Source organism: Streptomyces caelestis (assembly GCF_001279005.1).
GTDB lineage: Bacteria > Actinomycetota > Actinomycetes > Streptomycetales > Streptomycetaceae > Streptomyces > Streptomyces heliomycini.
This window is the reverse complement of sequence record NZ_LGCN01000239.1, coordinates 1-18136: the sequence shown is the minus strand read 5'-3', so window position 1 is coordinate 18136 and position 18136 is coordinate 1. Positions and strand designations below refer to the sequence as shown.

General features: G+C 75.3%; 15 protein-coding genes and 1 pseudogene. 6 read left to right on the top strand and 10 right to left on the bottom strand.

Going from position 1 to position 18136, the window contains the following annotated elements; all coding sequences use genetic code 11:
- Positions 1-688: 688 nt before the first annotated feature.
- Entirely contained in the window at positions 689-1495 is an 807-nt protein-coding gene (locus ADK41_RS31555) for a hypothetical protein (RefSeq protein WP_030819883.1), read from the top strand.
- Between the two features lie 28 nt (positions 1496-1523).
- Here the strand turns inward: ADK41_RS31555 and ADK41_RS31550 are convergent, their stop codons facing one another.
- The 3 genes from ADK41_RS31550 to ADK41_RS31540 form a co-directional block, all read right to left on the bottom strand.
- Positions 1524-1799 (bottom strand): hypothetical protein, encoded by a 276-nt coding sequence (locus ADK41_RS31550; RefSeq protein ID WP_030819885.1) that lies wholly within the window; start codon positions 1797-1799, stop codon positions 1524-1526.
- Positions 1800-1826: 27 nt separating this feature from the next.
- A complete protein-coding gene (locus ADK41_RS31545; RefSeq protein ID WP_030819887.1) occupies positions 1827-2567 on the bottom strand; it encodes a GAF and ANTAR domain-containing protein in 741 nt (246 codons plus the stop codon).
- A gap of 65 nt (positions 2568-2632) precedes the next feature.
- Complete coding sequence (locus ADK41_RS31540) at positions 2633-3976, bottom strand: helix-turn-helix domain-containing protein (protein WP_030819889.1); 1344 nt, start codon at positions 3974-3976, stop codon at positions 2633-2635.
- 97 nt (positions 3977-4073) lie between these two features.
- On the opposite strand from ADK41_RS31540, the gene ADK41_RS42300 reads away from it, so the two are divergent.
- Positions 4074-4238, top strand: coding sequence for a hypothetical protein (locus tag ADK41_RS42300; RefSeq protein ID WP_167353501.1), 165 nt, complete (start codon positions 4074-4076; stop codon positions 4236-4238).
- 291 nt (positions 4239-4529) lie between these two features.
- Here ADK41_RS42300 and ADK41_RS31535 read toward each other — a convergent pair whose 3' ends face one another.
- From ADK41_RS31535 to ADK41_RS31515, 5 genes are all read right to left on the bottom strand, one after another.
- The gene (locus tag ADK41_RS31535; RefSeq protein ID WP_030819891.1) at positions 4530-5900 is read right to left on the bottom strand and encodes an extracellular solute-binding protein; all 1371 of its coding nucleotides are present in this window, start codon (positions 5898-5900) and stop codon (positions 4530-4532) included.
- Positions 5900-8515, bottom strand: coding sequence for a VWA domain-containing protein (locus tag ADK41_RS31530; RefSeq protein ID WP_030819896.1), 2616 nt, complete (start codon positions 8513-8515; stop codon positions 5900-5902). The genes ADK41_RS31535 and ADK41_RS31530 overlap by 1 nt, the downstream gene beginning before the upstream one ends.
- 4 nt (positions 8516-8519) lie before the next feature.
- Positions 8520-8882 carry an effector-associated constant component EACC1 gene (locus ADK41_RS31525; RefSeq protein WP_030819898.1) on the bottom strand — a complete coding sequence of 121 codons (363 nt, stop codon included), beginning with the start codon at positions 8880-8882 and terminating at the stop codon, positions 8520-8522.
- A 52-nt stretch (positions 8883-8934) separates the two neighbouring features.
- Positions 8935-10014 carry a hypothetical protein gene (locus ADK41_RS31520; RefSeq protein WP_030819900.1) on the bottom strand — a complete coding sequence of 360 codons (1080 nt, stop codon included), beginning with the start codon at positions 10012-10014 and terminating at the stop codon, positions 8935-8937.
- Between the two features lie 63 nt (positions 10015-10077).
- Positions 10078-11217 (bottom strand): PP2C family protein-serine/threonine phosphatase, encoded by a 1140-nt coding sequence (locus tag ADK41_RS31515; RefSeq protein WP_106979374.1) that lies wholly within the window; start codon positions 11215-11217, stop codon positions 10078-10080.
- Positions 11218-11407: 190 nt separating this feature from the next.
- Between ADK41_RS31515 and ADK41_RS31510 the strand changes: the two genes are divergently transcribed.
- Both ADK41_RS31510 and ADK41_RS31505 read left to right on the top strand, forming a co-directional pair.
- Positions 11408-11851, top strand: a complete 444-nt coding sequence (locus tag ADK41_RS31510; RefSeq protein ID WP_030819903.1) for a hypothetical protein — start codon at positions 11408-11410, stop codon at positions 11849-11851.
- Positions 11852-12105: 254 nt separating this feature from the next.
- Complete coding sequence (locus ADK41_RS31505; protein ID WP_037803472.1) at positions 12106-13050, top strand: hypothetical protein; 945 nt, start codon at positions 12106-12108, stop codon at positions 13048-13050.
- Between the two features lie 198 nt (positions 13051-13248).
- Here ADK41_RS31505 and snpA read toward each other — a convergent pair whose 3' ends face one another.
- On the bottom strand, positions 13249-13920 hold the full coding sequence (gene snpA / locus ADK41_RS31500) for a snapalysin (protein WP_030819907.1): 672 nt from the start codon (positions 13918-13920) through the stop codon (positions 13249-13251).
- 203 nt (positions 13921-14123) lie between these two features.
- Between snpA and ADK41_RS31495 the strand changes: the two genes are divergently transcribed.
- A complete protein-coding gene (locus tag ADK41_RS31495; protein ID WP_030819909.1) occupies positions 14124-15050 on the top strand; it encodes a LysR family transcriptional regulator in 927 nt (308 codons plus the stop codon).
- A gap of 56 nt (positions 15051-15106) precedes the next feature.
- On the opposite strand, the gene ADK41_RS31490 is transcribed toward ADK41_RS31495, so the two are convergent.
- The gene (locus tag ADK41_RS31490; RefSeq protein ID WP_030819912.1) at positions 15107-17182 is read right to left on the bottom strand and encodes a PhoX family protein; all 2076 of its coding nucleotides are present in this window, start codon (positions 17180-17182) and stop codon (positions 15107-15109) included.
- Between the two features lie 251 nt (positions 17183-17433).
- On the opposite strand from ADK41_RS31490, the pseudogene ADK41_RS41280 reads away from it, so the two are divergent.
- Positions 17434-18136, top strand: a pseudogene (locus ADK41_RS41280) (VWA domain-containing protein); the annotation flags it as partial.

Below are 18136 nucleotides of genomic sequence, written 5' to 3'. Positions count from 1 at the left end.
CCGGTGAACCGGACGGGGCCCCCTCCCCCGGGTGCGTGTCGTGCCCCTCCGCGGATTCCCGGAGCCCGGAGCCCGGAGCCCGGAGCAGCGCCGCGCGGTCCGCGATCCGCCGCGGCACCTCCTCCGCGGGCAGGACGACCTGGTCCGCCCCGGCTCCCTGGGCGAGAACATCTCCTCGCTGCGGTGGTCCCGGTGGCCGGGGATCTCGTGCGGCTCGCGTTCGCCGAGCAGCGGCGCGTACACGTGCCGGTGGCCGGCCGCGTGTTCCGCCTCGCGGACGCGCTCCTGCGGGGTGTGCCGGACGACGGCTCCGTCGGGCAGCCGGTGCGGCAGTCCCGCGCCCCTCGGCGGGTCGGCGCCGAACGGGCCCGGCTCACGGCCGAGACGTCGGTGGCCGTGTCGCACGGTGGGCTCCTCGTGGTCGTGAGGCGAGCACCACGCGCGCCGAAGCCCCGGGGCTTCGTCGGTGTCGACCGTCGGCGCGCCGGGACCCGGTCCGGCGGCGTCGTGCGGGACGAGTGGGCGCGCCGCATGCCGGCGACGCCGGCAGGGGGACGGGGCGGGCGAGCCGTTCTCCCCCCGGGCGGCTCACCCGGACGGCCCGCCTCGCTGGTGGGGCGACGGAGGGGATGGTGCCGTAGGAGCACGTCCGCTCGTGGACGGCCCGGTTCCCCCAGGAGGCACCTCGATGACCCATGCCCCGGCCGCCGCCCGCACCCTTCTCGTCTCCGCGCTGTCGGCGACGGCCCTGCTGACCGCGGCGGCGTGCGTGGCCGGCGACCGGGAGGCGCCGCGCGCGCTGCCCGCGGGCGTGTCCGAGCCCCCGGCCGCCCCCGCGTCCTCCGCCTCGCCCGCCGCGAAGCAGCCCTCGCCCGGCCCGTCGGAGCTGAGCGAGGAGCAGCTGCGGGCGGCGCTGATCACGGAGACGGACCTGGGGGAGCCGTGGACGGCGAGCCGGGGCGCGGCGACCTGGCGGGACGGGATGCTCAAGGCGAAGGCCGAGGACGCCGACTGCCACCGGCTGCTCGACGTCCTCTACACGGAGGAGCTGTTCGGCCCGTCGGCCGGACCGAGCGCCACCACCACGCTCGACGACGCCTCCGACGACTCCCAGCTGCGCTACCAGGTCGCCGCGCACCCGACCGCCGACGTGGACCGCGTCCTGGACTGGATGAGGACGCTGCCCAAGACGTGCGGGCGGTTCGAGGCGACGACCACCCGGGCCGGCGCCCAGCGCGTCGAGGTGGCGGAACTCCCGCTCCCGGAGGCCGGCGACGCGCGGGCGGGACTGCGGCTGACGATGATCGGGGAGGCGTCCGACGGAGTCCCGACGCGCCTCACCGTGAACCTCGCGGCGGTCCGCGTCGGCGAGGACACGATCACCCTCACCAACGGCGGACTCGGCGCGGTGCTCCCCGAGGTCATCCGGGCGATGAGCCGGCTCGGCGCGGACCGCCTGGCGGACGTCGGCCGACAGGCGCGGGTACGGGTCTGACGGCCGGGCCCCTCCGGGAAGCGGGCGATCAGGCCAGGCGGTCCACCGCCTGCTTGGCCTCGACCAGGTCCGCGCCCGTGGTCTCGCGGTACAGCTTGATCGCCTGGACCCTCTTCCCCCGACGCACGAGGGCGAGGATCTCGTCCCTCCCCGGGACCTCCTCGTGAATGTCCAAGTGCCGTATCACCGCGTCGAGTTTGCGCTCGACGCGGGCGGCACGGCGGTCGACTCGGGAGAGGTGGCCCTGGATCGTCATGACGCCGAGGATCACGACGCAGGTGAGGAAGAGGATGGCTGTGTCCATGACCGTCAAGGGTAGGCAACCGTGCGCTCAGGGCGTGTCGAAGCGGCGGCGGTGGGCGACCACGTCCAGGGCGACCTCCAGGGCCGTACGGTCGTGGGCGAAGGCGTCGGCGCGCAGGCGGGCCAGGGCCTCGTCGGCGCCGACGCCCAGCTGGGCCATGATCATGCCGACGGCCTGGTGGACGCGGTCGTGGTCGGCGGCCAGTCCGTCGAGCCAGGGTTCGTCGCCGCCCTGGAGGTCGTACGGCAGGTCCACCAGTGCCACCGTCATGACGCCGGCGACGAGCCGGGCCACCCGCAGCTGGCCGTCGGTGAGCCCGCCGGGGGTGTCGCGGTACAGGTCGAGGGTGCCGACGCAGACGGCGCCGCTGCCGAGCGGCAGGCCGTACACGGCACGTACGCCGGCGCCGAGCGCCTGCTGGGCGAAGACGGGCCAGCGGTCGGCGCAGCCGGCGGCGGCGAGGTCGCGGGCGAGGACCGGCGCGCCGGCCGCCAGGACGTGGTGGCAGGGGCCGTCGCCCAGGGTGGCCTGGAGCTGGGCGAGACGTGCGGCCCGTGGACCGGAGGCGCCGAGGTAGACGGGCATGCCGTCGCCGCGCAGCGACACGCTCGCACCGTCCACCGGCAGCAGCGCGACGGCCACCGCGCACAGCCGTCCCGGAACGGCGGCCGGCTCGGCGTCGCGCAGCCCGGCGGTGATCGCGTCCCTCACCTGGTCGTCCTCCCGGCCCGGGTCGCCCTCGGGGCCGTCCCTGGGCCACACGCCCACCGCCTCCTTCGGCCGTCCTCCCCGGAACCGAGCCCCGACTACCCGGCCCGTCCGCCCCGAAACGGTCAGACCGGGGGTTGCGCCGGGGCCGGCCCCAGGGTCGTGGTGCCCGGGGCCGTGCGGTGGCCCAGGCCGGTGCGGTAGGCGTCCAGGGCCGCTTCGACGCGGCCGGTGCGGCGCAGCAGGTCGCCGAGGAGGCGGCACAGGTCGGCCAGGTCGCCGGCCGCGCCCGCGCGTTCCAGCAGACTCATCGCGCGGACGTAGTGCTCCTCGGCCTGCTCCGCCCGGCGGGCGTCCTCGGCGATGATCCCGAGCAGCCGGTGCGCCGCCGCCGCGTGCACCGCCCCCCGCTCGGGGGAGAGCCCGCCGAGCACGTCCTCCAGCAGGGCCGCCGCCTCCCGGGAGTCGCCGCGCCGGTGCAGGACGTCGGCCAGCTCGACGGTCACCTGGCTGCTGTAGAGGGACGCCCGCTTGGCCGACAGCATCTCCAGCGCCTGGCGCATCTCCTTCTCGGCGCACTCCAGTTCGCCGTTCTGCGCGTACACGTAGCCGCGCATCCAGTGGCAGTTGGCCAGCTCGGTGCGGAGCTGCAGCCCGCGGTACAGCTCCGCCGCCTTGGCCAGCGAGGCGTCCGCCTCGGCGAGGCGGCCCTCGGCGAGCAGGGTGCGGGCCACCGACCGGTGCATGCGCGCCACCAGCGCCGGGTCTCCGGACTGCGGTGCGAGCGCCAGCGCGAACTCCGCCGCCTGCGCGGCCCGCGCGTGCGCGCCCATGTCCATGTACGGGCCGATCACGCTGGCGTAGAGCAGCAGCAGGGCGTCCGGGTCGTGCAGGCCGCCCCGGTTCAGCTCGTCGATCGTGGACTCCAGGAGGTAAACCGCGTACCGCAGTTCCCCCGCGAGGTAGTGGGCGACGGCCCGCCCGCGCAGCGCCGGCGCCCGGGCGGGCAGCGGCGCCTCGGCGAGCCGGTCCTCGGCCCGCTCGAAGTACTGGCGGCCCTCGACGAGTTCGCCGGTCTCCAGCGCGCACTCCCCGAGCCCGAGCAGTGCGGCGGCCTGCTCCTCGGCCAGGTCGTGCGCCTCCGCCTCGGCGAGCAGCCCGGCGTACTGCTCCACCGCGGCCTCCGTCTCGCCGACGGCGAGTGTGCGCCGTGCCTCGGTCAGCCGCAGGTGCAGCTCGGTCACCAGCCGGGCGGGACGTCCGGTGGCCAGTTCGTCGAACGCGACGCCGAGACGGCCGGCGAGGTGCCGTAACGCGTCGTCGGAGGGGCGCACCCGTCCCGCCTCCAGCGTGGAGATGTACGCGGGCGTGTACACCGGCTCCGCCAGCTGCCGCTGGGTCAGTCCGCGCTCCACCCGCAACTGCTGCACCCGCCGTCCGATGGTCGCCGGCTCGTCCCGCTCCCCCACGCCAACTCCCCCAGTGCCCCTTGCCGTTCGCGTCCGACAGCCCCTAGGTTAAACCGTGGATTAAACGTGCTTAACCCGTTGCTGTTGCGAGGTCGCCGTGCTGGAACGCACACGCACCACCGAGCGTTACGCCCGCGGTCTCGCCGCGGCCGTCGCCGCGGTCGCCGCGCTGGCCCTGGCTGCCAACGCGGGCCCGGCCAAGGACGTCGACCCCGAGCCGGACCGCCGGACCACGACACCGGTGGAGGCGGCGGTCCGGTAGGGCGGCCGGACGGCACGGCCCGGCGGGAACAGCCCGGGAGAAGCCCGGCGGCGACGGACCGGCACCGACCGGCGGTACGGCCTGGCGGGCGGCCGGGCGGCACCACCCCGGCAGGAAGTCCATGACGGCGGAACGGCAGCCGGTGACGACAGCCCGGCAGGGCCGCCGGACGGCACGGTCCGGCAGCGACGAACCGGCACCGACCGGCGGTACGGCCGGCCGGGCGGCCGGACGGCACGGCCCGGCGGACCGGCGGGGAGTCCATGAGGGCGTCCGGGGCGGCCGGGTTCGTCAGTCGGGCAGGGCCTTGCGCAGGGCCTCGTCCAGCTGCTCGGCCAGGGCCTCGTCCGTCGGCGGGGCGTCGCCGAAGAGGGGGCCGAGCCCGGCGGTGAACGTCTGGGTGAACGCCCCGTACAGCGGGGTCCTCGGCCGGTGCACCGCGTCGCGCAGGGCCGGGAGCAGGATGGTGCGGGCGTAGGCCGGACGGCCGCCCGCGTCGCGCGGGACCGGGTCGGCGCCCTCCCCCGTGGGGGACGCGGACGGCCCCGCGACGGCCGTGGCGCAGCGCACCCCGTCCCCGTACGCCGACTCCCGCGTGGCGGCGAACCCCGCGTCCAGCAGGCAGCGCTCGCTCTCCCGGCCGGTGAGGAACCGGATCAGCTCGGCCGCCTTCCCGGACCGCTGCGACGCGCTGGTCACCGCGAGGTTCTGCCCGCCGAGCACCGCCCGCCCGGGCAGCGGGGCCACCCCGAGCTGCTCCCGCGTGAACGTCCGGTACAACGCCGGATAGACGTACGGCCAGTGCCGCAGGAAGGCCGTACGGCCCTCGGCGAAGTCGCTCAGCGAGGCGGCCTCGTCGGAGTGGAAGGCGTCCTGGAGCGTGTACGGCGTCTCGGTGCGCCGGCGCAGCTCCGCGATCCCGGCGGCCAGCTCCTCGACGGTCCCCGTGTAGCGGCCCTCCTCGTCGACCAGCGCGAAGTCCCGCACGGCGGACGCGAACGCCTCCACCGCGTTGACCGTACGGCCCTCGTACGCGGCGAGCTGCGTGGTCCAGCCCTTGCGGTAGGCGCCCCGCGCGGGACGGCCGTCGAGGGTCTCGACGAGGTCCCGCAGCCGCTCCCAGGTGAGGCCGCCGCTCAGGTCGGGCCGCTCGACGCCCGCCCGCGCCAGGTGGTCGCGCCGGTAGTACAGCAGGCCGACGTCGCTGTTGAACGGCACCGCGTACACCTTCCCGCCCCACCGGGCCGTCCCGGCCACGGACCGGATGACGTCCTCGTCGACCAGCTCCTCCGGCAGCACCCGGACCAGCCCGGCCGCGGCGAACTCCGGCACCCAGGTGACGTCCAGATTGACCACGTCGTACTCGGCGCTGCGCGACTGCAGGGCGCCCAGCAGCTGGCTGCGCTGTTCGTCGGCGCTGCCCGGCAGCTCCACCAGCCGGGCGCGGAACTGCGTGCCGGCCCGCTGCTCGCGCTGGTTCCAGGCGTCGATGAGCCGCCGGCGCACACCGTTCTTGCCGGTGACGTCACGGCCGCTGGCCACGACGATGGTGCCGGGCACGTCCCGCGCGGTGGGCGCGGCCGGTGCGCCGCCGTCCCCGCCGCCGGTGCAGGCGGCGAGCACCAGCAGCAGCGCCAGCAGCGCGGCGAGCCGTCGGACCATCAGCCCTCCCCCGTTCCGGTGCGGGCGACCTCGTCGTGCAGGGCCGCGCCGAGGTCGTCGCCGAGGTCCAGGCAGCGCCCGCCGCTCACGTCGGCGATCCGCCGGTCCGGCCGGCCCGGGTCGCAGCCGCCGCTCTGCAGGGAGACCACGGTCACCGGGACGCCGGTCGCGCGCGCCCGGTCGAGGACGTCGTCCAGCCGTTCGCCGGTCAGCCGGCCGTTGTCCTCGCCGTCGGTGATGTGCACGATCAGCTGGGGCCGCCGGTCGTCCCCGCGCTCCCCCATCTCGTCGAGCGCGGCGAGCAGCGCCGCGTGCGGATCGGCCTCGGCGTCCCGGACCCGGGCGCCGGCGTCGAGGGCCCGCGCGGCGTCGGCGCGTCCGTGCGGACCGAGGCGCAGGAGCGTCCCGTACGGCCGGTCGCCGGTGCCGGCCACCGCCCACACGCCGTACTCGTCCCGTTCGCCCAGCCCGCCCAGCGACTGCCTGAGCAGACCGGGACCGCCGCTCGGCCCCTGCCACTGGCCGATCATCGAACCGGAGCTGTCCAGCAGGAACAGCACCCGCCCCGGACCGCCCGCGTCCCGGTAGGCGCGCAGCGCCCGCTCCATCGCGTCCCGGCCGGCCGACTCGACGAGCGGGGTGGGCGCGTGCAGCATGTGTTCGCCGTCCCGCGGGGCGTCCAGCAGTTCCCGGTCGTACGCGGAGCGGAAGCCGTCCCGGGCGAACACCGCGCGCCCCCGCTCGCCGGCCAGCCAGTCGCGGAACCCGTCCGCCGACGCGTCCCTCTCCCGCTCGTCGCGGTCGGCGCCCCGCCAGCGGACCCGCACGTACACCGGCTCCACGCCGGGGACGTCCTCGGGGTACTGGGCGTACCGCGTGCTGCGCGTGGTGGCGTCGCAGCCGACGCCGCTGCGCAACAGGAACTCCGGGACCAGGGCGGCGGTGCGGTGGTCGACGGCGTCGTCGTCGGGCAGCGTGCACAGCAGTTCGGCGGCCGTGGGGGAGGGCGGACCGGGCTGGGCGACCATGCGTTCACCGCGGGCGACGGCGCGCGCGTCCGCGCCGTACAGGCCGACCGTGGCGAGCAGGCCCGTGTCCGTGAACTCCGGGTCCGGGCGGCGCACCGCGGCGTTCCCGTCCCGCGCGGTCAGACGGTCGACCATCTCGCTCAGGGGGCGGCCGACGCGGTCGTCCAGCGCCTCGGAGGAGAGGGCGTCCGGGACGGCGAGCACGACCGGGGAGTAGGCGAGGGGCTCCTCCGCCGGCTCCAGGGCGGCCACGGCGTCCGTGTCCCGGCCGGCCTCGACCCGGTCGGCGTCGGCGCGGGAGGCGGGGATCCAGACGTCCGGCTGCGGGCCGATGTCCCGCTGCGGGTTGACGTCCTCGTTCCGGGGCTCCTGCCAGGCGCCGGTCTGCGCGCGCAGCGCGTCGACCACGTCCGAGGAGCCCGCGCTGTAGACGGTGACACCGGTGCGCCGGCAGCCGTCGCCGGTGGTGTTCTCCCCGGAGGTGAGATAGGCGTCGGCGGCGGCCCGGACCGTCGGTTCCAGGTCCGGGTCGGTCAGCACGCGCAGCTCGAGCGGCGGGGCGCAGGCCGCCTCGTCACCCCCGGTCCACCTCGGCAGACCGTAGAGGCCGAGGCCGAGGAGGCCGGCGGCGAGGACGATCCGGGTCACGGCCCGCCGGGACGGGCGCGGCGGACCGGGCGTGCGGAAGCGGTCGGTCAGGGCGGCGCGCAGGCCCCGCGCCAGGGCGAGGAGCACGGCCGGGAAGGCGCGGAAGGGGCCTTGAGGCGGGGTGGGCCCCGGAGGCGGGGCGGGCCCCGGAGGCGGGGTGGGTACCGACGGGCGGGGCGGGGGCGCCGGCGGGTCCTGCCCGCCGCCGGGCCTCAGCAGCACGTCCATGCCCCGTTCCGTACGGAGCTGCGGCTCCCACGGATCGTCGCGCAGGGTGCGCAGGCCCAGCGCGGTCATCCTCTCCCGCGACCGGTCGGCCAGGTCCGACAGCGTCGTGTCGCGGTCCTCGTCGAGGAGCGCCGCGAGGACGGCGGTGAACGGCGTCGGCTCCCTCGGATCCCCGGCGTCGGTACGGTGGTTGGCCTGCACGCTCATCAGCAGCATCACGCGCCGCTTGTCGTCGAAGTGCTCCCAGACCCGCGCCGCGTTGCCCGCGAAGCAGCAGTCGAGGATCACCACGATCCGCCGGGCCGGGCTGGTCGCCAGCACCGTCAGCACGGTGGTGAACATCTCCGCGCCGGGGAAGACCGCGTGTCCGCCCGCGACCACGCTGGCGTTGCGCATCTGCAGGAACAGCTCGTCGCCCGCGCTGGGAATGGCGCCGTGCCCGGCGAAGTAGAGCAGCAGCACCCCCTCGGCCTCCCCGGCCACCGCGCGCAGCGCCCGCCCGAAGTCGTCCAGGGACGGCGAACGGGCGACCTCGATCTCCCGCTCGCCGAAGACCCGCCCGCGCACCAGCGCCTCGCGCATCCGGTTCAGGTTGTGCTTGACCGCCGGGAGGTCACCGGGCACGCCGTGCGGCGGCTCCGTGAGGTCGTACTCGGACACGCCGACCAGCAACGCCCTGTTCACCAGCCCGCGCGGGTCGAGGGGAGTCACCGGCCTACCTGTCGTCGAGGTTCACCGGTTCGACTCTGTCCTCGGGCGGTGCGCCGTCCTCGACCTCGCGCCGGTTGGCCTGCCAGGCCGACACGGCGCGCTTGACCTGGTCCAGCAGTTCCTGGAAGAACACGGAGGCGGCCGCTCCGGTGACGACGAGGACGATGTCCATGCCGACGCCCATCGGGGTGCCGGTCCCGTCCGTCCGGGGCCGCTCCTGTATCCGTAACTCGCCCGCGCGCACCCGCTCGTCGAGCGGTTCCTCCCGCTCCAGCCACTTGCGCAGCGCCCCGATGTCGCGCTCGGTCGCCGTCCCGTCCAGCCGTACCCGGATGCCCTGGTTGGCCACGCCGTCCCCCTCAGCCATGACTCACCATCATGGCACCGCCGTCGCCCGCTGGGGAGGGTCCGGCCGGCACTCAGCCCTGCGTCTGCAACTGCCGCAACTGCCGCCGCACGTGGTCCAGGGCCCCCTCGCGCCGCCCCGGCACCCGGCCGCGCAACTCGGCGAGCACCGCGCCGAGTTCACGGGCCCTGGCCGGATCGCCGATCCGACCCCACTGGTGGTGCGCCCGGTCCACGGCCGTCTCGACGGCGGGCGCGTCCGCCGGCTGCCCGGCGGTCAGCCGGGCGCTCGCGACGGCCAGCCAGGTACGGCAGCTGCGCGCCGCGTCCCCGGCCAGCATCGCCAGGTCCGCCCGGACCTCCGTCCAGTGCAGCGCCTCCTCGGAGGCGGGCCCGTGCGCCAGGGCGGCCGCCTGCTCCAGCCGCGCGGCGAGCGCGTCGGCGTCCGCGTGCCGGCCGGAGCGCACGGCGGCGGTGACGGCCGCGTGCGGATCGCCCGGCGCCGGCCCGCTCCGCGCCAGCGGCAGATCGGCGCCCGCGTTCTCCGGGGCGATCCGCGTCAGCGCCTGCCGGTGCAGCTCCTCGTCCGGTGGACGCCATCCGCTGCGCAGGATCGTCGCGACCGCCTTCATGTACTCCGGCGCCGCGACCCCGCGGCGGGGCGGCGGGGGCGCGACCCGGCCGTAGACGGCGTTGTCGGGGCCGCAGTCGAGCGGGAGCGGGCCCGGCGGGCGCGCCGCGCCCAGCGCCTGCCAGGTCTCCGGGTCGGCGTGCAGATCGAGGAACAGCGTCGTGGCGCCCGCCGGGCGCAGCCGCAGTTCCTCCCGGAACCAGTGCCACGGCAGCCCGGTGTACCGCACGGTGGAGGCGGTCGTCCGGGCCAGCGCCAGATGCGGCAGCCGCTGACGGCGGTCGAGCTGGAGCTGCCCGGTGACGTACACGGTCAGCGGCCCCGGCGCCGCGGCGGCGGCACGCAGCCGGGTCAGCACGGCCTGCGGCTCCAGCGGGTCGGCGAGTTCGACGACGTTCGCGGTGTCCGCGCCGGACAGCACGGCGGGCGGTACCGCCGCGAGGACCGGGAGCACGGACGCCGCGTCCACCAGCCGCCCGCGGCCCAGCGGCGAGGCCGCCAGCAGCAGCACGGTTCCGGGCATGGTCCCTCCCCCTGTCGATCACCTACCGCAGCACGGTAACCGCTGCGGCCGCGCGGGGTGATGTCAGTGGGGTGAACGTCCCCCTTCGGGGCCTTCGCCCTCCGCCGCGCGGGGCGCGCGGATCCGTCGTACGGCGAAGGCGGTGGTGTCGTCGGCCAGGTGCCCCCGGCTGTGCCGCAGCGTCCCGTCCCGTACGACGGCGACCAGCCGGCCCGGTGCGACGACCCGCGGGTCCGCCGCCACCGCCCGGGTCAGGTCGTCGGCGAGCCGGTAGAAGTCGCCGGTGCGGTCGCGGGCCTCGGTCACGCCGTCGGTGACCAGCAGCAGCGTCTCGTCGGTGGCGACCGGCACCCGGCACACCGGCGGCGGGTCGGGGGCGAGGTCGCGGCAGCCGATCGGGAGCCCTCCGTCGGCCGGCAGGGGCCGTACGCCGCCGGGGCCGACGGCCAGCGGGGGCTCGTGGCCGAAGACGACGGCGTCCACCACGTCGGTGCGGTCCGCCGGGAAACCGAGCAGCACGGCGGTGGCGAAGCGGTCGCCGTCGTCCCGGCCGAGCGCCGTGGTGTACTCGCGGTGCCGCAGCATCCGGGCCTCCAGCCGGTCGGCGACCGCCGCCAGTTCCGTCTCGTGGTAGCCGGCCTCGCGGAACGCCCCGAGCAGCACCGCCGCCGTCTCCACCGCGCCCAGCCCCTTGCCCTGGACGTCGCCGACCAGCACCCGGGTGCCGTGGGGGCCCGGCTGGATGTCGTAGAAGTCGCCGCCGACACGGGCCTGGGTGTCCGCGGTGAGGTACACCCCGGCGTGCTCCAGGCCGCCCCAGTCCGGCGGCAGGGGGCGCAGCACGGTGCGCCGCACGGTGTCGGTGACGTCCCGCATGTGCAGCGCGCGGCGCTCGCCGCGCACCCGCACCACGCAGGCCAGCGTGGCGAGGACGCCGCCGGCGGAGACGAGGATGAAGTCGGGCAGCCCCGCCTGGAACTGGTGCGGCCAGGCGCTGTCCACGAGGGTGTAGGCGACGAGGGAGAGCACGCCGAACAGGGCCGTGCACCACACCCCGCAGATCGCGCTGGCGATGCCCGGCACCAGCACGATCCAGGAGATGGTCCGGAACTCGCCGGTGGTGTTGTAGTCGAGCGCCGTGATACCCACGAGCAGCAGCAACGGCGGCACCCAGGTGACGCTGCGGCCCCTCAGCCGCAGCATCTCGTGCCGGTGCACGACGTCACGCCGGCCGGCCGGGGGGTACCGGTCGGGCAGGCCGTATCCCCCGTTGCCCGGACTCACGGCCCCAGCGAAACACGGCGCCGTGCGGCCCGCATCCGGTCTCCACTTGCCGACGGGCCCGCAGGGGTGTGCATTGGTGGGGCGGGGGCGAGGAGAGAGGAGTGCTCTCATGACGCACGCGGCACCCCGGCCCCGGGGCATGATCGAGCCGGCCGGCACCACCGACGTCTTCGGCGCACGGACCCACCGGATGGCGAAGGTCGTCGTACCCGTCCTGCTCGGAGTCGTGTACGGCTACTGGGTGGCGGCCAACCGGCGCTACGGCGGGCCGATCACCGTGGAGAACTTCCTGTACGGCTTCTTCGCCGGCCTCGGGTTCTCCCTGGTGTTCATGGCGCTCCTCGCCCTGGGCCCGAAGGTGCGGCGCGAACTGCACGCGGTGCTCTGGGCCGCCTTCAGCGGCAGCGCGCTCGGCTTCCTGGTCATCCAGGCCCCCAGCCCCGGCGTCCTGCGCTCCACGATCCTGGGCCTGCTGGTCGCGGCGGCGGTGTTCCTGACGATGTTCTACCGCTTCTACACCCACGAGGACGCGACGGGCCACCGCCTGAAGTGAGCCTCCCGTACTCCGCGGCCGGTCGTCGTGCCTCCCCCAGTGCCTCGAAGCCCTGGGAGGCACCCCCGGGGCGGCACGGGTGGGCGCTGAGGGCGCCCCCTCCGGGGGAGGCGCCCCGCAGACGCCGGGCCGCGCGAACACCCCCGGCCGGCACCGGCACCGACCCACGCACGCCCCCCCGTTCGGGCAGTCCCGTACCCCCGTACGCGCCCCCGCGCTCGCGCACCGGCCGCCCCCCCGCCTTGCCTGGAGACGTGCCCCTCCACCACGACGACCGCCGTACGCGCCTGCGCACCGCCCTCTCCGCGACCCTCGTCGCCCTCGCCTGCCTCCTCGCCCCCTGCGGCACCCTCGCCGCCTGGGTGACGTTCGGCCTCGCCGACACCGGCCGGTACGTCGGCGCCATGGCCCCGCTGGCCGCCGACCCCGACGTACGCGACACCGTCGCCGACGCGGTGGGGGACGAGGTCGTACGGGAACTGGGCACGGGAACGGCCGGCACGGCCGACACCCCCCTCGGCCCGTTCGTACACGACGCGATCCGCTCCTTCACCCGCACCGAGGCGTTCCGCACCGCGTGGGAGGCGGGGAACAGGGCCGTCCACGACGCCGTCCTGCGCGCCCTGCGCGACGACGCGACCGCCCCCGGCCCGGTCACCGTCGACCTCGCCCTCGTCACCACGCCGGTACGGGCGCAGCTCGCCGCCGACCGCATGCCCTTCGCCCACCGCATCCCCGTCGAGCACACCGAGGTCGCGGTGGTGCCGGCCACTGAGGTGGCCGGGCTCCGGAAGGGGTACCGCCTGCTGGACGCCGCCGCCCTCTGGCTGCCGCTCGCGGCCGTCGCCCTCGCCGCCACCGGGATCGCCGTCGCCGCCCGCCGCCGGCGCGCGCTCACCGCGACCGGCCTGGGCACGGCCCTGGGCGGCGCCCTGCTCGTCCTCGCGATCGCCGTCGGCCGCCGGCTCACCCTGGCCGACCTGCCCGACCGCGTCCACCGCCTGGCGGCGGCCGCGGTCTACGACGCCCTCACCGCCACCCTGCGCACGGCGTCCTGGCTCCTCCTCGCCCTGGGCCTGACGGTGGCCCTGGCCTCCTGGCTGACCGGCCGCCCCGGAAACCGCCGCGCGTCCCCGTCCCGCGCGACCGCCCGGGACGGCCGTCCCCGGCGACCACCCGCCACGCTCCCCCCTCTGTGAGGGAGGATTCGGGCATCGCACCCGCGAGCGGAAGGCCACCACCTCGGACACGGGTGGTCGGCCTGGCCCTGCACGAGGCGACGTAGCCGCGGGCAGTCGTGCCGCGTGGCGGCACGGGTGGGCGCGGCGGCACGGGTGGGCGCCGCGAGCCGACACACCCCCCGGCCGCCACGGCACCGTGCGGCTACCGGCTACCGGCTACCGCGAGGACTTCTGCAACGCCTTCTCCGCCTTGTCCAGCGCCGCCGCGAACCCGTTCGCCCACAACTGGTTCACCCGCGACCGCTCCGCGGAGTTGGGGTACGCGTTGGTGCACGACGTCCCGGGACCGCCCCCGGACATCAGCTCGCTGCACGGCCCCGAGTAGTGGTCCGGCAGCCCGAGCACGTGCCCCGTCTCGTGCGCGGTCACCCGCGTCGAGTCGTACGTCTGGTTCTGCCGGTAGTCGAGGAAGATGTACCCCCGCCCGTGCCCGTCGGTGGACGCGTACGAGCCCCGCGAGTCGTTGCCCTCGTAGTACGAGAAGTCGGCGCCCGACGTGCCCGCCTGGAGTCTCACGTTGGACACCGAGCCGTTCCAGATCTGCGCGCTGCGGGCTATCTGCGTGGCGAACGACGGCGCCCGGGAGGCGTTGTAGACGACGGTGACGGCGGCCGCGCTCGTCGGGTTCGCGGCCCGCTTCTCGGCCGCCGACTTCAGTACGGCCTCGAAGAAGGCCCGGTTGGCCGCCGCTTCCTCCGGCGAACCGTCGTACGCGGCGTACGAGGCGGCGTCCACGGGGGCGGCGGTCGCCGGAGCCGTGCCCAGGCCGAGGGCCGTGAGGCTCAGGCCGGCGGCGGTGAGCACGGACAGGGGCATGCGCATGCGCATCGATGACTCCTCGTGGTGGGGGTTGAGTCACATGACACCGAGGAGTGTGTGCGCCTGTGCGGCGGCTGTGATGATGGCAACCGGTGATAGGACGTCCCTATCGACCGACTCCGGACACCCGGCCGCACACGCCCGACTCCGCCTGAACAGACGGGATTTGTGTGTCTGGTGAAACCTGGACTTCCGCCTTACCCTCCCAGGGCATGGAGCTTGAGGTCAGGCACCTCAGGGCGCTGTGCGCGATCGCCGACACCGGCAGTCTGCACCGTGCCGCACGCCAGCTCGGCGTGGCCCAGCCCTCGTTGAGCACGCAGTTGCGGCGCATCGAACAGGAGCTGGGCGGTGCCCTGTTCGTACGCGCACGCACCGGCTGCCGTCCCACCCCGCTGGGCCGGCTGGTGCTCAGCCGCGCCCGCCCGCTGGTGACCGAGCTGCGCTCCCTGGTCACCGAGGCCCGCGCCGCCGCCGTCGGCGGCCGGCAGCTGCGCATCGGCTCCACCGCCAGCCGGGCCCTGGCCGGCTGGCTGCGCCGACTGCGCCGGCACTGGCAGGAGCCCACCCTGCACATGGACGTCTCCGCCAACGCCCTGCTGCGCATGGTCGCCGACGGGCAGCTCGACGTGGCCTTCGTGCACGAGGTCGAGGGCTGTCCGTTGCGCATACCCGAGGGACTGCGCGTCCGGGTCCTCGTCGAGCGCGAGCCGCAGTGCGTCTCCCTGCCGGCCGACCATCCGGCCGCCGCGCGCCCGGTCGTCCACCTGTCCGACCTGGCCGGCGACCGCTGGATGGTCGACCCGGCGGTCGACGGCGAGTGGGACGCCGTACGCCGGATCCTGCACGCCGCCGGGATCAGCCCGCGCGTGCTGCACGGCGACTACCACACGGCCGCGTCCCTGGTCGCCCTCGGCGAGGTCGTCACCGTGTGCCAGCCGACCTCGCCCTCCCGCCCCGAGACGGCGGTCCGCCGGCTGCACGGCGACCCGCTGGGCGTACGGCTGCTGCTGGCGGCGCGTACGGAGACGGAGCTGGAGGGCGTCTACCCCGATCTGGCCGAGGCGTACCGGGAGGTGGCGCGGCAGGCGCCGGCGTACCGGGAGTGGCTGGATCAGGACCTGGTCCCCGGCCCCTGATCCGGCCGCTCCCGAACCCCCGCGTCGGACCCCGGTGTCCTCGGGCCCCGGTGTCCTCAGACCCCGATGTCCCGCCCGTCCGCGCGCCACACCGCGACCACGGCCGGGCGGACGTACGTGCCGGGCCCGTCGGGCCAGGTGCTGGCCGGCCGGTCGACCGTCGCCCCGTCCACCTCGCCCGGGTGCTGCACGGCGACCAGCACCCGCCGGTCCTGGATGACCGGACCGCAGGTCTCCGCACCGTTGGGCACGGTGAGGAACTGCTTCAGCTCACCGCGCCGGTCGCCGCGCGTGGCGACGCCGAAGAGGCCGTCGTGGGAGCCGAGGGCGCTGCCGTCGGTGGAGATCCACAGGTTGCCGTGGTCGTCGAAGGCGACGTTGTCCGGGCAGGAGATCGGGCTGACGGAGTCCTTCGGGAACCCGGCGAAGTACGTCGCCGGGTCCTCCGGGTCGCCCGCGACCAGGAACAGCGACCAGGCGAACGTCGTGCTCTCCGGCCGGTTCCAGCGCTCGGTCAGCTCCAGGACGTGGCCGTGCTTGTTGGAGTTGCGCGGGTTGGCCTCGTCGGCGGCGGCGTAGCCGGTCTTGCCGCGGTTGGAGTTGTTGGTGAGGGCCATGTAGACCTTGCCGGTGACCGGGTTGGGCTCGATGTCCTCGGGCCGGTCCATCTTGGTGGCGCCGACCTTGTCGCCGGCGAGGCGCGTGAAGACGAAGACCTCCTCGGCGGTCATGCCCTCGACGTGCGAGACGGCCCCGTCGGCGGTGGCGGTGGCCAGCGGGATCCACCGGCCGCCGCCGTCGAACTCGCCGTCCTTCGGGAGCCTGCCGGTGCCGTCGATCTCGATGGCCGGGGAGTCGCCGGTGAGCTCGGCGACGTACAGCGTGCCCTCGTCGAGCAGCGAGAGGTTGTGCTCGCGGGCGGAGCGGCTGTTGCCGTGCCGCATCTTCTTGCTGCCGACGAACTTGTAGAAGTAGTCGAAGCGCTCGTCGTCGCCCGAGTAGACGACCGGGCGCCCGTCGTGCGTCAGCCGCACGGTCGCGCCCTCGTGCTTGAACCGGCCGAGCGCGGTGTGCTTGCGGGGCGTGGAGTGGGGGTCGTACGGGTCCAGCTCGACGACGTACCCGAACCGGTGCACCTCGTTGGGCTCCTGGGAGACGTCGAACCGCTTGTCGAAACGCTCCCACTTGCGCTCGGTGGCGCCGGTCCCGATGCCGTACCGCTTGTCGGTCGCGCGGCTGCCGTGGGCGAAGTACTGGTTGAAGTTCTCCTCGCCGTGCAGGGTCGTGCCCCACGGGGTGGTGCCGCCGGCGCAGTTGTTGAGGGTGCCGCGCACCTTGGTGCCGCTCGGGTCGGCGGAGGTCTTCACCAGGTCGGACCCGGCGACGGGCCCGGTGAGCCGGAACTCGGAGGTGGCCGTGAGGCGCCGGTTCAGCTGGTGCCGGGTGACGGGCGTCAGCTTGCCGCTCCGCCGTTCCTCCTCCACCGCGACCACGGCGAGGCCGTGCGCGGCCCAGGCGATCTCCACCTGCTCGCGGGTGGGGTTGTCGGCGTCGTAGTCCCGGAACATGAGGACTTCGTCGGTGTACTCGTGGTTGGCCACGAGCAGCTGCCGGTCGCGCTCGCCGCGCAGCGGCAGGAGGGCGAGGAAGTCGCAGTTGTACCCGAACTGCCCGGCCTGCGCCTTGGCGCTCTGCTTCTCCGGGTCGAAGGCGGGCGCGCCGCGCAGGATGGGCTCGCCCCAGCGGATGACGACGTTCTGCCGGTAGCCCTCCGGCACGGTCACGGCGTCGTCGGTGTTCGGGGCGACGGGCGTGAACCGCAGACCGCGGGCGCCCTTGGGCTTGTGGCTGCCGTGGCCGCCCTTGGCGGCGGGGACCGCCTGCGCCTCGGGCGCGGTGGCGACGCCGACCGCGCCGGCGCCGGCCGCGGCGACGGTCACGACGGCGGCGGCCCGCATCATGGAGCGGCGGCTGAGGGCGCCGGCGATGACGTCGCCGACGTACTCGTTGGAGCTGGTGTTGGGCACCTCGTGGAAGCAGGCGTCACCACACCGGAAACGGCAGGTCATGGCGGACCGGCCGCCGGGGTGGGAACCGGACGGCGTTCCGATCAACGGCAGCAGCTTTCGCACGTTCTCTCCTTGGGTGCCCGTGGTGTCAGCGTGACCGTAGGAGCACATACGTGCGGTAGCCGGGCATCGGGGTGAACGGTGAGTGAACCCGCGGCAGCGTCTGGGACGTCACGCCGGGCCGAATCGCACCCTTGACATATACGATTCCGCAAACCCCACCCTGCCCAAGATCGCCCTTGCAGGCCGCTAACCTTACGTGTCCGTCCTGGCCAGGGATTGACGGGCATCAACTCACGCGAAGGGTTGCGCACATGGGCATTCTCACTCTCCTGCGGAACGCGTTCGGCCGGTCACGCAAAGCGAAGTCCGCCGAAGCGGGGGGTGCGGTGGACGCCGCCGAGACGGCGAGCACGTCCCCGGCGGAGCCGGCGGAGCCGGTGGCCCCGAAGGTCCCGTCCCCGTCCCCCGAGCCCACCCCGCCGACCTCCACGGTCTCGGTACCGGAGCCTCGCGAGGAGCACGACCTGGTCTCCGCGGCCTTCGACAACATCACGGTCCCCGGCCCCACCCGCTCGGACGCCTCCTCGCCTTCCGCCCGGGAAACCGAGTCGACCCCCGCAGCCGAGCCCGCGGCAGACGCCAAGACGGAGCCCGAGGCCGAGGCGGAACCGGTGACCGACGTCGAGCCGGAAGCGAAGCCCAAGACCACCACCGAGGCCGAGCCGGAACCGGAAACCGAACCGGGCACAGACCCCGAGCCCGAAGCGAAGCCCAAGGCCGCCACCGAGGCCGAGGCCGCGCCCGAGGCCGCCACCGAGCCGGAAGCCAAGGCCGAAGCGGAAGCAGAGCCGGAGGCCAAGGCCGAGGTCGAACCGGAGCCCGAGACCAAGGTCGAGGTCGAACCGGAGCCCGAGCCCGAGCCTGAAACAAAGCCGGAGCCCGAGGCCGCCTCCGCGCCGGAGACCGAGCCGGAGCCGGAAACCACGGCCGAGCCGGAGGCCAAGGCCGAACCGG

What these genes read in the sequence shown, in the direction of transcription:
- ADK41_RS31515 (WP_106979374.1), bottom strand. Translation starts at nt 11,217, where the DNA reads ATGCTGCGGCTGAGGGGCCGCAGCGTCACCTGGGTGCCGCCGTTGCTG.
- ADK41_RS31495 (WP_030819909.1), top strand. Translation starts at nt 14,124, where the DNA reads ATGGAGCTTGAGGTCAGGCACCTCAGGGCGCTGTGCGCGATCGCCGAC.
- snpA (WP_030819907.1), bottom strand. Translation starts at nt 13,920, where the DNA reads ATGCGCATGCGCATGCCCCTGTCCGTGCTCACCGCCGCCGGCCTGAGC.
- ADK41_RS31510 (WP_030819903.1), top strand. Translation starts at nt 11,408, where the DNA reads ATGACGCACGCGGCACCCCGGCCCCGGGGCATGATCGAGCCGGCCGGC.
- ADK41_RS31525 (WP_030819898.1), bottom strand. Translation starts at nt 8,882, where the DNA reads ATGGCTGAGGGGGACGGCGTGGCCAACCAGGGCATCCGGGTACGGCTG.
- ADK41_RS31555 (WP_030819883.1), top strand. Translation starts at nt 689, where the DNA reads ATGACCCATGCCCCGGCCGCCGCCCGCACCCTTCTCGTCTCCGCGCTG.
- ADK41_RS31535 (WP_030819891.1), bottom strand. Translation starts at nt 5,900, where the DNA reads ATGGTCCGACGGCTCGCCGCGCTGCTGGCGCTGCTGCTGGTGCTCGCC.
- ADK41_RS31520 (WP_030819900.1), bottom strand. Translation starts at nt 10,014, where the DNA reads ATGCCCGGAACCGTGCTGCTGCTGGCGGCCTCGCCGCTGGGCCGCGGG.
- ADK41_RS31550 (WP_030819885.1), bottom strand. Translation starts at nt 1,799, where the DNA reads ATGGACACAGCCATCCTCTTCCTCACCTGCGTCGTGATCCTCGGCGTC.